This is a genomic window from Streptomyces canus, assembly GCF_030815415.1.
Taxonomy (GTDB): Bacteria; Actinomycetota; Actinomycetes; order Streptomycetales; family Streptomycetaceae; genus Streptomyces; species Streptomyces canus_F.
Map to the genome: position 1 here is coordinate 8,664,457 of NZ_JAUSWW010000001.1, position 14,321 is coordinate 8,678,777.

Sequence of the window (14,321 nt, forward strand, 5' to 3'; positions counted from 1 at the left end):
GGTTCCGTTCTGTGGGGTCGCTGTTGTCGTGGGGGGTTTCAGGCGGCTTCGGCGGCGGTGTCGACGCCCAGACGTTCCAGGAGGCCGGCGCGCAGCTCCGCGAACCGGGGGTCGGTGATGTCGCGCGGGCGGTCGAGGTCGATGCGCTGCTCGTGGGCGATGACCCCGTCGTCCATCACCAGGACACGGTCGGCGAGCAGGACGGCCTCCTCGACGTCGTGCGTGACGAGCAGCACGGCGCAGCCGCGGCGCTGCCACAACTCGCCCACCAGACGCTGGGCCTTGATACGGGTGAGTGCGTCGAGCGCGCCGAACGGCTCGTCGAGCAGCAGGAGATCGGGCTCGCGGACCAACGCCCTGGCCAGCGAGGCGCGTTGGGCCTCGCCACCGGAGAGGGTCTTGGGCCAGGCGTCCGAGCGGTGGCCCAGTCCGACCTCGTCCAGGGCCTTGTCGGCGACGGTCCGTGCGGGCTTGCCCGGCAGGCCGAGCAGGACGTTGCGCCACACCTTCTTCCACGGCATCAGCCGGGGTGCCTGGAAGGCGACAGCCTTGCGGCGCGGCACCAGAACGGTGCCCTCGATGTCCCGGTCGAGGCCGGCGAGGATGGGCAGCAGGGTGGACTTGCCGCAGCCGCTGCGGCCGAGAAGGGCCACGAACTCGCCGGGCCGGACGTCGAGTTCGAGGTCGTCGATGACGGCGCGGCCGTCGAAGGAGCGGGTCAGCCCTTCGACGCGGACCGCATGCGGGGCGCGGGGAACCGGGGGCGTGTCCGGCCCCTCGGTAGTGGTCACCGGCCGGTGAACGTCGGTCGCCATTGCAGCAGCAGCCTTTCGAGGGAGCGGACGATGAAGTCGGCGAGCAGGCCGAGGAAGGCGTAGACGATCAGGCAGACCACGATCACGTCGGTCCGCAGGAAGTCCCGTGCCTGGACCATGAGGAATCCGATCCCGGAGTCCGCGTTGACCTGCTCGGCGAAGACCAGCGCCAGCCAGGCGATGCCGAGGGAGTAGCGCAGACCGGTCAGGGCGCCGGGCAGCGCTCCCGGCAGGACGACGTGCCGCACCAGCCCCCATCGCGAGAGACCGAGGGACTCGCCCGCCTCGATCAACTGGGCGTCGACACCGCGGATACCGGCGTAGACATTGAGGTAGAGCGGGAAGGTCACGCCGAGCGTGATGATCGCGACCTTGGGTGCCTCGCCGATGCCGAACCAGATGATGAACAGCGGGATGAGACCGACGAACGGCACGGTCCGCAGCATCTGGACAGGGGCGTCCACGAGGTCCTCGCCGATCCGGAACAGGCCCGAGACGAGGGCGAGTCCGGTGCCGACGAGGGTGCCGAGAAGCAGACCGACGGCGACGCGCTGGAGGGAGATGGTCATGGCGGAGGCCAGCGAGCCGTCGGAGATCAGATCGCTCGCGACCTGCGCGATCCGGCCCGGTGAGGCGAGTACGTCGGAGGCCAGCACACCTGTGGCGCTGAGGAGTTGCCAGAGCACCAGCAGGAGGACCGGGCCGGTGGTGCGGCGCAGCCAGCGGGGGACGCGGGTGCGTCGGGAGGAGACGGGGACGATGGGTTCGAGGTCGAGCGGGGCGTCGCCCGACCCGGACTTGACCGAAATATCGGATTCGTGGGGGTGTGGTGGGGCATGGCTGATGCTCATGAGTGCTCCACGGAGGGGAGAGCGGCCGATGAGGGGGAGTTGGGGGGCCGCGACCGTGCGCCGTCGTCTCAGGTGTGCACCGGTGTGAGGGGGTGCGCGCGGATCAGACGTGCGGGCAGAGCGGAGCGCAGGCGCGAGGGGGTGCGAAAAGGGGCGTCAGCAGCCGCGGCGACACGCGGCGGAGGCCACCCGCAGCAGGTCGATGTGACCGCGCGTGGTGAGCAGAGCTGAACGCAACATGCCGCCGAAAGTAGCCAGATGGCGTGGCCATGGTCAATGGTGTCTCGCGGAGTGGACAGGCCGTATCAACGGTCGGGCGGCCGGTCACCCGCGACACCGGGCGAATGGGCGAGGATGGGTGTATGTCAGATGCGTTCACCACCCGAGTCCTGAACATCACTTCCGGTTCGACGGAGCGGGTCGTCGACCTGACCGCCGACTGCGAGGCGTTCCTGCGGGAGGCGGCCGCCGGCCGCGAAGGACTCCTCAACATCTTCGTCCCGCATGCCACCGCGGGCATCGCGATCATCGAGACGGGCGCCGGCAGCGACAGCGACCTCCTCGCCGCCCTGCACACCCTCCTCCCCTCCGACGACCGCTGGCAGCACCGGCACGGCAGCCCCGGCCACGGCCGCGACCATGTCCTCCCCGCGTTCGTACCACCGCACGCGACACTGCCGGTGGTGGACGGGCGGCTGGAGCTGGGGACGTGGCAGTCGGTGTGTCTGGTGGATACGAATCGCGACAACCCGGACAGGAAGGTCCGGTTGTCGTTCCTTGGGTGAGGCCCTGATCGCGAGGTCGCTTGAGACTGCCCTGTCGGTCACTTGCCGTACGCCTGCTTCCAGCGCGCCCGGTGGCGGGAATCTCCCTGTCCATGGCCGTTCACGCCGCTCAACGACAAGAGGGAAGCACCGTTGTTCCACAATCCGAGGTGATCCCGGTGCACGGCGAGGATGCCGTGCTCCACCGCGAACTTCTCCGAGGGGCGACTGAATCGCGTAGTCGTCACGAACACGGCCACATCTGCCCGGAAGTGCACTCTGGCTCCCAGCAGATCGCGCAACTCCCGACTCGCGATGGTGCTGCTCGGTGCGTACCGCTTGCATTGGACCACCATGGTCCGGCCGTCCGGGAGACGCCCGAGGACGTCAGCACCGTTGTCGTGCGAACCACCCACCCGCCGGACCTCCGTGCACCCGTCGCGGCGGCACAAGCCCGCCACCAGCTCCTCGAACTCCGTGCCGGTCATGGCATCCACCTCGGCGAGGGTCCGGCGGCCGGCCTTCACTTCCTCGTCCTGTCGCCAACGGCGGTCCCGTGCACGCACCATCCGATCCGTGCGCCACAACCACCAGCCGAGCGCCCCGATGCCCCCGAGCAGCAGGGCCGCCGTGACATACGGCCACACGGCCGACCAGTACGCCACCAAGAGGGCAAGCAGCACACCGCCGCCGATCACGGCCGACTTCAGCCGAGCCTTCCGCCTCCTCCGAGCAGCTGCGCCCCGTCCACGCCGAGCAGTCATCCCCGCCTCCCCCTGCCGTCCCTGATGGGCAGTCTGGGCAGTTCAGAGCCGAGCGAGAAGGGCGCGAGTCAGCCATGGTCCGATCGGCTCACACGCGTCAGTTCGGCACCGACCGCGTCGCCGTCAGTACACCGACAGCCCGTAGGCGCTCAGCGCTTCCTGGATGGGCTGGTAGAACGTGGTCCCGCCCGAGGTGCAGTTGCCGGAGCCGCCGGAGAGGATGCCGAGGACCTTGTCGCCGGCGTAGAGCGGGCCGCCGCTGTCGCCGGGTTCGGCGCAGATGTTGGTCTGGATCAGGCCGTAGACGATGTCTCCGCTCGCGTAGTTGACGGTCGCGTTGAGCGCGGTGACCCTGCCGCAGCGGACGCCGGTGATCGCTCCCCGGCGGCAGACGGTCTGGCCGACATAGGCGGTCGCGGTCCCGGTGATGTCGACGGATCCGATGGTGCCGGGGTGCGGTACGGCCGGATTGGAGTACCGGACGACACCGAAGTCGTTGCCGGGGAAGCTGGTGGCGGTGGTGGAACCGATCGTCGTGGTCTGGGCGGAGCTGGTGTACCAGGTGGTCGCGCCGTCGGTGCAGTGGCCCGCGGTGACGAAGTAGTAGGTGGATCCGCTCTGTACGTTGACCCCGGCCGAACAGCGCCAGGCGGACGTGTAGATGCCGTCGCCGCCCGAGAGGAGGGTGCGGAGCGGGCCGTCGAGCCGTTCGAGGCGCGCGGCACCCGGGAAACGCCCGGTGGTGCGCCGCAGTTGGGCCAGGTCGGTCTCCGTGACCGTGGAGTCGGCGAGCACCCGTAACGTCCCGGAGCGCTCGTCGACGGCCCAGCTCGTCCCCGCGATTCCCAGGTAACCGACGGCCGAGGCGGCGTCGGAGACCGAGGTGGCCGAGGGCGCGGCGCCGGCCGTGGGCTCCGCGGCCGCGCCGGCGTCGGACACCGCGAGCGCGGTCACGACGAGCAGGCTCAGCACCGAGGCGATCAGCCGTGGACGTCTGGTGGTGGTACGGCGTGCTCTGATCACCGAAGTCTCCCCGAGGTCGGTAGGCCGGGTTCGCGGCAGGCCCGAACGGTCGTCGGGCGTGCCGTACTTCCGTGCGTGGTGCTCCGGCGCCGTGATGCGTGCGCGATTGTTCAGGGCGCGGTGGCGGCGGGACGCGGCCTCAGTGTGCCCGGCCGCGCCCGGCGTGGGTAGGCGGTCGTCGGCCGACCTGGAACCGATGGGGTCAGGCGGCGGCCCGGAGGTGTTCGAGCAGCAGACGGTTCAGCGACTCGGGGGCCTCCTCGGGGATCCAGTGGCTGACATCTCGCAGGGTCTCGAACCGGTACGGTCCCTTGACCCACTGCGCGGTCTCCCGCGCGGCCGCCGGTCCGAACGCGAGGTCCGCCGTGCTCCAGACGTACAGCGTGGGTACGTCGATGACGCCGATGGCGCGTTCGGGGCGGCCGGCCCGGTACCAGTTCAGCGCCGCCGTGAGGGCGCCAGGCCGGGACAGATGCCGCACGTAGGCCTCGGCACTGGACTGCGGGACCTTCCCGGCGTAGAAGGCGCGCAGCTTCTCGGCGTCATGGGCCAGCATCTCGTTCTCGGTGGCGGGAGTCTCACGCCAGTCGATCATGTAGCGCGACCGTGCGCGCTGGTCGTCGTCGGTGCGCAGCGCGTGGGCGAGGGCGCCGGGATGCGGGGTCGAGACGACCGTCAGCGTGCGTACGCGGGCGGGATGGGTATCGGCCGTCCACCAGGCCACGGCGCCTCCCCAGTCGTGGCCGACCAGGTCGAACGTCGTCCAGCCCAGCCACTCCGTGATCGCGACGACGTCGTCGACCAGGATGTCGACGCGATAGTCCTCGGACCGCTCGGGGCGGACCCCGGGGGAGTAGCCGCGCTGGTCGGGAGCGACCACGCGGTAGCCGCGCGCGGCCAGTGTCGCGATCTGGTGCCGCCACGCCGCCCTCGTCTGCGGGAAGCCGTGCAGGAGCAGTAGCGGGCGGCCGTCCGGCGGGCCCGCCACCGTGGCGTCGAACGTGCCCGCGGAGGTGGGGATGCTCAGCTCGGCCACGGCCGCCTCCTTCATACCGACTGGTCGGTCAGCCTTCTTGCGCAGGGCCGGGATGTCAAGGCGGAGGGTGCCGGGCGACGGCGTGGACTCATGCCGAGGCCGGTCGGGCGGTCTCCGCTGTCGGAGAGGAGCCGCCGCGACTACCGGGACGTCGCCGACCGGTGGGAAGGGGCTCGCCGAACGACAAGGGCAGGAAGCGCTCGGCCATGCGGGCGTAGCCGACCGCGTTCGGATGCAGGCCGTCCGGGAGGTCGGCGATGTCCTCGGGCCCGAACAACGCCGTTCCGTCGATGAGCCGGAGTCGGTCGTCGCCGTCCTTGCGGCGCTGCTCGACGTGCTGTGCGAGCAGCTCGCGGATGCGGGTGAGGGTGAGTGCCCCCAGGGAGAGTTCGACGGGGCGGTCGACGGTGTGCACGCGCAGGTCGGGGCCCACGAGGGTGGGGCCGGGCCGGTTTTCGGCGGCCGGGCAGTCGATGGGGGTGATGATCAGGATCGGGGTGTCCGGGTGCCCGTCACGGATCGTGTCGAGGAATCCGTGGAAAGCCGGCACGAAGGTGCGCTCCCGCATGCTGTCGGCGTTCAGGACGTTGATGCCGAGTTCGAGACTGATCGTGTCCGCGGGCAGGTCCCGGATGGCGCGGGCCATGAAGGGGTCGAGATGGCACTGCCCGCCCAGGGCGAGGTTGAGCAGGGACAGGCCCGCGGAGCGGGCGACGATCGCCGGCCAGGTCCCGGTCGGCCGGTCCGCCTCCGCGCACTGGCTGATCGAGCTTCCGTGATGCACCCACAGCGGGCCGCTCGCGGGAGCCGCACGCACCGACGCCCCGTCCGGCACCCGTACGTCGAGCAGTTCGAGCCTCGAGGCGACAGGGAGCCAGACCTCGACATGGCGCTCACGGCAATCGGGGCCGACGGGGAAGCGGACGGTGGCGGGTTCGGCCGGCCGGGTCTCCTGGTCCCCGGAGACGGGGTCGAGGAAGAGCAGGGACTGTCGCGTGGCCACGACCGGTTCGCGCAGTTCGCCGTCGACCACCAGGTCGAAGACAGCGCCGCCGGCCGGCATGCCCGGCGGCAGGACCACGGTCAGCCGGACATCGAGCTCGATGTCGGTGGCGTCGGTGAGCAGGTCGAACCGGACACCCGAGGGCACGGCACTGTTGAATGCGAAGGCCTCGTCGGCCAGTTGGGCGCGCCCCGCCTCCGGTGACCGGTGCAGGGTCACTCCGGACGGGCCGGTGGTCTTCCCGAGGGCGCCGACGACACCTTCGAGCGCGAGACCGAGGACGGATTGCACAGCTGGGCCTTTCGGTCGTGGTCCTCGATCCGCCGGGTCACCTCGGGACGGTGGCGTCCTCGCCGGGCGGCGCGGTGACCTCGGTGACCTCATCGGCCACCGTGTTCCCCGGGACGCCGCGGACAATCGCGCATCCTCACCTCCCGGACCTCCCGGTGACGGCCGGGGGCGGGGGAGCCGTCGAGGCGCGGACGACGAGGTCGACCGGCGGGGCGCTCGCCGGCAAGGGGTCGGCGTCCGGGTTCTCGATGGCGTGCACCAGACGCTTGAGCCCCTCGTGTGCCACGGCATCGAAGGGCTGCCGCACCGTGGTCAGGGGCGGAGTGACGTAGGCGGCGACCGGAATGTCGTCGAAGCCCACCACGCTGACGTCGCCGGGCACGTGCCGCCCGGCCTCCGTCAGTGCGCGGACCAGCCCGATCGCCATGTCGTCGTTGGCGGCGAACACGGCGGTGACCTCGGGGTCCTGAGCCAACGCGCGGCCCGCCGCATACCCGGACGCGGCCGACCAGTCCCCCTCGACGACGGGGGGCACGTTCCTCCCGCGCGAGACCAGAGTGGTCCGCCACCCCTCCAACCGGTCCCGGGCGGCGAACCACCGCTGCGGACCCGCCAGGTGATGGACCGTCACATGACCCAGCCCCAGCAGGTGTTCGGTGGCGGCACGGGCCATGAGATCGGCGCCCCCGCCCGCGGAAAGCACCGCCGGGGAGCTGAGAGGCGGCGGCGGAGCGCCGATCACCAGGACCGGGACGTCGACACGGAGGGGTCCGGCTTCGCCGCCGCCCGGCTCGTCGATCGGCTCGGAGATCACGATGCCGTCCACGCCCTGGTCGAGGAGCGAGTCCACGGCACCGGCGAGCCCGGCCGGGTCGCCCTCCATCGTGTTGACCACGCGCAGCGCGTACCCCGTGTCCCGGACGACCCGTTCGACGCCCATGAGGAGGGACGCGGGCCCGTACAGGGCGGTGCCCAGCGTGATCACACCGATCGAGCGGGTCCGTCCCGACGCCAGTGCCCGGGCGGCGTTGTTGCGCCGGTAGCCGAGCTGTTCCGCGGCTTCGAGGACGCGTCTGCGTACCTCGGCGGAGACATAGGGCTCTTCGTTGAAGACTCTCGACACCGTCTTCTGGGAGACCCCGGCCAGACGCGCCACATCCACACCGTTCGGCGCCGCGGAGCTGCCGCTCCGTCCTGTGCCTCGCTTCATGGTGTCCCCCGGTTGACCGCACGATCGGGCCGCAATGATGCCAGACGCCACGGCCCGACCTCGGAGATGTCGTACCGGCGAAGGACCCGGCGGCCCGGACACGTACTGCGGTTTCAGCAGCGGGTCCTGCGGATGCGGTGGTCGGGAGCGCCAGTAGCCGCACGACGACGGGAGGGGGTCCGCCAGGACAGCCTGATCGGGTAGACGAGACCAGATGCGGAGTTCCCTGACGTGGCCACTTTTCTGTATCGACCGGGCCGGCCGGCCTTTCAAGCGCTCCTGCATCAGGTCGTACGCCTTCTGCGTCCGCGGTGAACGTCGTCCACCAGGACATCACCGGCACGAAGGGCGTCGTCTCGGTCGCCGCGCCGCGCTTCAACGATGCCGGCGACACGGCCGTGTTCACCGCGACACCGGGCACCAGCCCGACCGACGACTCGTCCCCCTCAAGGCGGCGCTGGGCTTCCTGCTCTCGGTTCTCGCGGCTCTGGGCGCGATCGTCCTGATCTTCCAACAGGGCCACGGAGCAGGTGTGTTCGGGGTGGAGCAGACCGGTCCGATCATGAGTCTGATGCCGATCTTCCTGGTGGGCATCGTGTTCGGCCTGGCGATGGACTACGAGGTCTTCCTCGTCTCGCGGATGCGGGAGGCGTACATCCACGGCGAACCGGCCGTCGTCTTCGCGGGCTTCATCGGCGAGAGCGACTCGATGATCAAGATGATCGGTTTCGGCTTGGCCACCGAAGCCGGGTGCCCGCGATCGCGCGCAACTCGTGGTGATCGCGTACCAGCCGGGCTCGTAAGGCCTGCGTCCCCCTCGGGGCCCGGCAGGCAGGTGACCGACCAGGGCCCCGCGGCGTGAGGGCGTTCACGAGCGTCACGGCGTCCTGGTCGACGAGCGTCCGAACCCTATGCTCGGGTCCCCACCCCCAAGGGAAGGTGACGTCATGACCGACCAGCTCACCGTGAGCGTCCTCGGCACCGGAATCATGGGTGCCGCGATGGCCCGCAACCTCGCCCGTGCCGGACACACCGTCCGCGCCTGGAACCGCAGCCGCGCCAAGGCCGAACCGCTCGCCGCCGACGGCATCGCCGTCGCCGGCACCCCCGCCGAGGCCGTCGAGGGCGCCGACGTCGTCCTGACCATGCTCTACGACGGTCCCGCCGCCCTCGACGTCATGCGGCAGGCCACCTCCGCGCTGCGCCCCGGCACCGCCTGGGTGCAGTCCACCACCGCCGGTATCGAGGGCGTCGCCGACCTGGCCGCCTTCGCCCGCGAGCAGGACCTCGTCTTCTACGACGCCCCCGTGCTCGGCACCCGCCAGCCCGCCGAGGCCGGACAGCTCCTCGTCCTCGCCGCGGGGCCGGTCGAGGGACGGCACAAGGTGACGCCCGTCCTCGACGCCGTCGGCGCGCGCACGGTGTGGACCGGCGAGGACGGCGCCGAAGGCAGCGCCACCCGGCTGAAGCTGGTCGCCAACAGCTGGGTCATCGCGACCACCAACGCGATGGGCGAGGTCCTGGCCCTGTCGAAGGCGCTCGACGTCGACCCGCAGAACTTCTTCGACGCCATCGCGGGCGGCCCGCTGGACATGGGATACCTGCGCGCCAAGTCCGCGCTGATCCTCGACGACAAGCTGTCCCCGCCCCAGTTCGCCGTGTCGACCGCCGCCAAGGACGCCCGGCTGATCGTCGAGGCCGGCGAACGGGGCGGGGTCCGGCTCGACGTGGCCGCCGCGAGCGCGGAGCGCCTGGAGCGTGCCGCCGCGCAGGGCCACGGCGACGAGGACATGGCCGCCGCGTACTTCGCCAGCTTCGACGAGAAGGCCTGAGTCACCGCAGGTGAGCCGGGCGCGGACACCTCGGCCCGGGCAGGTTCGGGCGGGTCACTTCCAGTCGTAGGCGTACGCGGCGACCCAGGTGATGTCGAGCTGGGCACTGCTGCCCGGAGCCGCGCCGGGGCCTTGCAGGGCGCTCTCGTTCTGGAGCACCCAGGACAGGGGCTGCCGGGGGACCTCGCGGGTGTCGTGCCCCACCTGCCGGCCGTCCACGAAGAAGCGCACATGGCCGGGCGTCCACTCGGTGGAGACCGTGTGCCACCGCGTCCAGTCCTCGCTCCCCGGGAAGTAGCCCTGTTCACCCCCGCCGCACGGATGGTGGAAGGCCGTGAGGTCGCCGGTCCACTCGCCCTCGGGGTGGTCCATCTCGCAGCCTCCGCCGTAGTGCAGCCAGGCCGACTTGTAGCCCGGGGCGAGTTCGGTCACCTTGATACGGGCGCTGTACTTGCCGTACTTCATCTGCATGACGGCACGAGGTACCACCGCCGCAGCGTGCACGGGACCCCCGTCGGCGGGCCGCCACATACGGATGAACATCCTGCCGTCGCCGTTCTCCGCGGGACCCACGCTCACGGTGTCCTCCGGGTGGTAGACACCCACGACCTGCCGGCCGCGGTCATTGGCCGTGTCACGCCAACCGGTCGGATAGGCCCACCAGTTGTCGCGGTACGCACCGCGCAGGCCCCCGCAGTACGCGGCCGAGGTGTCGACGGCGTGGTCGCAGTCGCTGAACCGGCCCAGCGGCACCCGGTCACCGTTGAAGTCCTCGGCGAGGACCTGCCAGAACGGCCCGCAGTCGCCGCGGGGCAGTTCGGTGCCGGTGGCGCGGCAGGCGTCGGCCGCACCGTCTTCCCCCGCTGCTCCGTCGGCACGGGGGATGCCGAGGACGGCGGCCAGGAGCACGAGCCCCATGGACGCCGGCAGAGCGCGCTTACGACCGTTCGGTGCTGCGTGTGATCCCATCGGGAGGCCCTCCGGTCCTCGGTGCGCCGATGTCGTACGACGGGAAGTGCCGCGCGAGGGAGCATCCTTGCCGCGAGCCGGTGCGAACACCATCCCCAAAACGGCCGGAGTACCGGAGCGTCAGCCTCCAGTCGCGTCGCTTCGGGCCCGTCCGCTCGTTGATCTCTCCGCGCGGTGAGCGATGATCGGAGAGCCCGGTGCGCATGACCGACCTCCAGCGGTGCGAGATCCGGCCCGGAAAGCTCGTGGAGTGGACCCTGCATCCGGCGTCGGTGGGCGCGGCGCGGGCGTTGCCGGACGACGCGAGGCCACCGGCGTACGTCCAGGAGTCCCACATCCGCACGGCACGGACGGTGCGGGAGGACGGGCTGTTCGTGCCGACCTGGCTCGGTACCGCCTTCGACATCCCCGGACGCGTCGAACTCGACGTTCTGCAGGGCGCGTTGGAGGCTGGATGCTGCGGCACGAGACGCTACGGTTCACCCTCGACTCCGATGCCGTCGCCCTGCATCGCGAGGACATCGGCGAGTTCGCGGACGCGGTGACGCTGACCCGGTACCTCCAGGACCGTTTCGACGTCGTCGCCGACGCGCTCACCTGGCCCAACTTCCTGTTCACGGCCGTCGTACGGGACGACGGAGCGAGTGTGTACATGGCGTTCGACCACAGCAACGTGGACGCGTACTCGATCCACCGCATCACCGCCGAGATCCACGAGCTGTACGCGGCCGGCCTCGAAGGGCGGGTGGTCGCGTCCGAACCGGTCGCCGGCTACGTCGACTTCTGCGCCGATGAACGCCCGGACGCCGACCGGATCGACGACACCCACCAAGTCGTCGGCCGCTGGCGGGAGTTCATCGTGAGGCGTACTGCCGTCCCTACGGCGGCAGTCTGGTCGGGATCGTCGCGGCCGTCGCGCTCGCCGCCCGCGAGATCAGCGGCCTGAGCGTGTACCGCACCGTCGCGCCCTTCCACACCTGGGTCAAGTCCCGCTGGGCCGACCCGGTCGGCTGGTACGTGGGCGGGGCGCCTGTCGCGATCCCGGTGGAGCGGGCCGTGGACTCGACGCCGCCCTGGCACTGGTCCGCGCCGCGCTGCGCGACACCCGGGCGCTGCCCCGGATGCCCCTGGCGCGCGTCCTGCGCCTGCTGGGCGCGGACTTCCGGCCCACCTCACCGGACCTGTACTCGATCCTCTCGTACGTCGACTCGCGTGACATCCCCGGTGCCGGGCGCTGGCCGGAGCTGAAGGCGTACGGGCTGATCAGGGTGTCGTACGGCGACCAGGTGTGCGCGTGGGCCACCCGGGTCCCCGAAGGCCTGCAGTTCGCCTGCCGACTGCCGGACACGCCGGTCGCCGACAAGAACATGCGGCGCTGTGCGGAGCTTCTGCGGGCCCGGATCGTCGCGGTGGCGCGCGAGACCGGGACCGTGGGCGCAGCGGCCGCGGCCCACCGGGGGTAGAGCCTTCGGCAGGTTCGAGTCCCGGCGGGCGGTGATGTGACCGTCGGGGCGGACGAGCAGTACGTTCGGTGCGTGAACATCGACAGCCGAGAACGAGCCGAGCGTTTCGTCGAGTTGCACCGGGAGGGGTGTTTCCTGCTCCCCAACGCCTGGGACGTGGGAAGCGCCCGGGTCCTGGAGTCGGCCGGCTTCCCCGCCGTGGCCACCACGAGCGCGGGGGTCGCCTTCTCGCTCGGGCGCCCGGACCACGACTTCCACGACGAGAAGGCGCCGGACGGGCGGATCGGCCGCGACACCATGATCCGCCGGGTCCGTGAGATGGCGGACGAACTCCGGGTGCCGCTCAGCGCGGACCTGGAGGACGGGTTCGGTGAGGCGCCCGAGACCGTGGCGGAGACCATCTCGATGACCCGCGCGGCAGGCGCCGCGGGGGGCAACATCGAGGACTTCACCGGCGACCGCGCCCGGCCCCTGTACGAGGAGCCGCTCGCGGTGGACCGTGTCCGCGCCGCCCGTGCCGCCGCGGACCGCCGCAGGCGATCCGTTCGTCCTGGTCGGCCGGACGGATGTGCTGCTGGTCGGAGGCTCGCTCGACGAGGCCGTACGGCGCGCCAACGCCTATCTGGCGGCCGGCGCGGACTGCGCGTTCGTGCCGGGAGCCGCCGACGCCGAGACCATCGGCACCCTGGTGCGGGAACTCGACGGCCCGCTCAATGTCGTCATGGGGCTCACCGGCAACGCACTGGCCCTGGACGACCTGCGCGAACTCGGGGTACGCAGGGTGACCGTCGGCGGCAGCATCGCCCGCGCGATGTACCGTCACCTCCTCACCGCCGCACGGGAGTTGGCCGAGCGAGGCACGTTCTCCTACGCCGACGATCAGCTCTCCCAGGCGGACCTCAACGACCTGTTCCGGCAGGGCTGACACTCGACACACTCGGGACGGTGGGGCGGGCGGCGGAGTCGTCGAGGGTGCCGCGGTGGGTCTCGCGGACGAAGCAGACGGTCACCGCGGTGACGGCGGCGCCGCCGCAGAGCAGCAGGGCGACGGGGGTGCTGTTGCCGCTCCCGGCCACCAGGCTTCCGGCGATCATGGGGGAGAAGCCGGCGCCGACGAGCGTGGCGCCCTGATAGCCGAGGGAGGCGCCGGTGTAGCGGACCTTGGTGCCGAACATCTCGGTGAGCAGTGCGCCCAGCGGGCCGTACATCGTGGACTGGGCGATGCCGTGACCGAGGACGACGGCGAGGATCAGCAGCCCCGGCGACTTCGAGTCGACCAGCGCCAGGACGGGGAAGGCGAGCGCGGCCGAGGCGATGGCTCCGGCGAGGACGACCGGGCGGCGGCCGATCCGGTCGGAGAGCGCGGAGGCACACGGCAGCACGACGAGCGCGACGCACGCGGAGACGGTGAGGGCGTTGAGCACCTGCGGCCGGGCGTACCCGATGCCGGTGGCGTACGCGATCATGTAGCTGGTCAGCAGCGACTGTGCGGTGAAGGCGCCGATGCCGACACCGCAGGCCAGCAGTACGGGGCGCGGGTTGCGCAGGACGTCGAGGATGGGCAGCCGGGACTCGGCGCGGTCCTTCTTCACCTCGGCGAAGAGCGGGCTCTCCACCACCTTGAGCCGGACGAAGAGGCCGACGCCGAGCAGGGCGACGCTGAACAGGAACGGCACCCGCCAGCCCCACGCCGCGAAGTCGTCCTTGGGGAGGGTGACGACGTACGCGACGACGGCGGTGGACAGCAGGGAGCCGAGCGGGGCTCCCATCTGCGTGAAGCTGGACCACAGGCCGCGGCGCCGCTCTCCGGCGTGCTCGACGACCATCAGAGTCGCGCCGCCCCACTCGCCGCCGATGGCGACGCCCTGGACGACGCGCAGGGCGATCAGCAGGACCGGGGCCCACACACCGATCGTGTCGTACGTGGGCAGCAGGCCGATGAGGAAGCTGGCGCCGCCCATCAGACCCATGGTGAGCAGCAGCATCGACTTGCGGCCGAGCCGGTCGCCGAAGTGGCCGAAGAGGATGCCGCCGAGCGGACGGGCCACATAGCCGGCGGCGAAGGTGCCGAACGCGGCGATCGTGCCGACGGCCGGATCGGCGCCGGGGAAGAACAGTTCGCCGAAGACGAGCGCGGCGACCGTGCCGTAGACGAGGAAGTCGTAGAACTCCACGGCGGTGCCGAGCAGCCCGGAGGCGGCGACCAGGCGCAGCTGCCGGGTTCGCTCGGCGGCCGTGGACGGTGATGCGACGGGGGACGGGGGCATCGCGGTCTCCCTTGACCGGGGGTAGGACACCGC

13 protein-coding genes and 3 pseudogenes are annotated in these 14,321 nt (G+C 71.3%); 6 read left to right on the top strand and 10 right to left on the bottom strand.

Going from position 1 to position 14,321, the window contains the following annotated elements; genetic code table 11:
- Nucleotides 1-38 precede the first annotated feature (38 nt).
- The 3 genes from QF037_RS40125 to QF037_RS51125 all read right to left on the bottom strand — a co-directional run bounded on the left by QF037_RS40125 (nt 39) and on the right by QF037_RS51125 (nt 1,906).
- Nucleotides 39-815: an ABC transporter ATP-binding protein gene (locus QF037_RS40125; RefSeq protein ID WP_307033932.1), complete on the bottom strand. Its 777-nt coding sequence runs from the start codon at nt 813-815 to the stop codon at nt 39-41.
- A complete protein-coding gene (locus QF037_RS40130; protein WP_307033934.1) occupies nt 788-1,666 on the bottom strand; it encodes an ABC transporter permease in 879 nt (292 codons plus the stop codon). Before QF037_RS40130 ends, QF037_RS40125 begins: the two co-directional genes overlap by 28 nt.
- 156 nt (nt 1,667-1,822) lie before the next feature.
- A complete protein-coding gene (locus QF037_RS51125; protein WP_349817350.1) occupies nt 1,823-1,906 on the bottom strand; it encodes a putative leader peptide in 84 nt (27 codons plus the stop codon).
- A 122-nt stretch (nt 1,907-2,028) separates the two neighbouring features.
- Between QF037_RS51125 and QF037_RS40135 the strand changes: the two genes are divergently transcribed.
- Nucleotides 2,029-2,451: a secondary thiamine-phosphate synthase enzyme YjbQ gene (locus QF037_RS40135; RefSeq protein ID WP_307033936.1), complete on the top strand. Its 423-nt coding sequence runs from the start codon at nt 2,029-2,031 to the stop codon at nt 2,449-2,451.
- 38 nt (nt 2,452-2,489) lie between these two features.
- Here the strand turns inward: QF037_RS40135 and QF037_RS40140 are convergent, their stop codons facing one another.
- The 5 genes from QF037_RS40140 to QF037_RS40160 form a co-directional block, all read right to left on the bottom strand.
- Entirely contained in the window at nt 2,490-3,128 is a 639-nt protein-coding gene (locus QF037_RS40140; RefSeq protein WP_307033938.1) for a restriction endonuclease, read from the bottom strand.
- A gap of 189 nt (nt 3,129-3,317) precedes the next feature.
- The gene (locus QF037_RS40145) at nt 3,318-4,214 is read right to left on the bottom strand and encodes a S1 family peptidase (RefSeq protein ID WP_373463984.1); all 897 of its coding nucleotides are present in this window, start codon (nt 4,212-4,214) and stop codon (nt 3,318-3,320) included.
- Nucleotides 4,215-4,419: 205 nt separating this feature from the next.
- Nucleotides 4,420-5,253 (bottom strand): alpha/beta fold hydrolase, encoded by an 834-nt coding sequence (locus QF037_RS40150; protein ID WP_307033942.1) that lies wholly within the window; start codon nt 5,251-5,253, stop codon nt 4,420-4,422.
- A gap of 88 nt (nt 5,254-5,341) precedes the next feature.
- Entirely contained in the window at nt 5,342-6,547 is a 1,206-nt protein-coding gene (locus QF037_RS40155; protein ID WP_307033945.1) for an SGNH/GDSL hydrolase family protein, read from the bottom strand.
- 136 nt (nt 6,548-6,683) lie between these two features.
- Nucleotides 6,684-7,757, bottom strand: a complete 1,074-nt coding sequence (locus QF037_RS40160; RefSeq protein WP_307033947.1) for a LacI family DNA-binding transcriptional regulator — start codon at nt 7,755-7,757, stop codon at nt 6,684-6,686.
- A 281-nt stretch (nt 7,758-8,038) separates the two neighbouring features.
- Between QF037_RS40160 and QF037_RS40165 the strand changes: the two are divergent.
- Together QF037_RS40165 and QF037_RS40170 are read left to right on the top strand one after the other, a co-directional pair.
- Nucleotides 8,039-8,496, top strand: a pseudogene (locus QF037_RS40165) (MMPL family transporter); the annotation flags it as partial.
- Nucleotides 8,497-8,668: 172 nt separating this feature from the next.
- Nucleotides 8,669-9,589, top strand: coding sequence for an NAD(P)-dependent oxidoreductase (locus tag QF037_RS40170; RefSeq protein WP_373463872.1), 921 nt, complete (start codon nt 8,669-8,671; stop codon nt 9,587-9,589).
- A gap of 54 nt (nt 9,590-9,643) precedes the next feature.
- On the opposite strand, the gene QF037_RS40175 is transcribed toward QF037_RS40170, so the two are convergent.
- Nucleotides 9,644-10,507 (bottom strand): glycoside hydrolase family 16 protein, encoded by an 864-nt coding sequence (locus tag QF037_RS40175; RefSeq protein WP_307033951.1) that lies wholly within the window; start codon nt 10,505-10,507, stop codon nt 9,644-9,646.
- Between the two features lie 254 nt (nt 10,508-10,761).
- Between QF037_RS40175 and QF037_RS40180 the strand changes: the two are divergent.
- From QF037_RS40180 to QF037_RS40190, 3 genes and pseudogenes are all read left to right on the top strand, one after another.
- Nucleotides 10,762-12,021 (top strand): annotated as a pseudogene (locus tag QF037_RS40180) (condensation domain-containing protein).
- Nucleotides 12,022-12,177: 156 nt separating this feature from the next.
- Nucleotides 12,178-12,489 (top strand): annotated as a pseudogene (locus tag QF037_RS40185) (isocitrate lyase/phosphoenolpyruvate mutase family protein); the annotation flags it as partial.
- 31 nt (nt 12,490-12,520) lie between these two features.
- The gene (locus QF037_RS40190; protein ID WP_307033953.1) at nt 12,521-12,946 is read left to right on the top strand and encodes an isocitrate lyase/phosphoenolpyruvate mutase family protein; all 426 of its coding nucleotides are present in this window, start codon (nt 12,521-12,523) and stop codon (nt 12,944-12,946) included.
- On the opposite strand, the gene QF037_RS40195 is transcribed toward QF037_RS40190, so the two are convergent.
- Complete coding sequence (locus tag QF037_RS40195) at nt 12,921-14,288, bottom strand: MFS transporter (protein ID WP_307033955.1); 1,368 nt, start codon at nt 14,286-14,288, stop codon at nt 12,921-12,923. The two genes, QF037_RS40190 and QF037_RS40195, sit on opposite strands and share 26 nt — an antisense overlap.
- Nucleotides 14,289-14,321 lie beyond the last annotated feature (33 nt).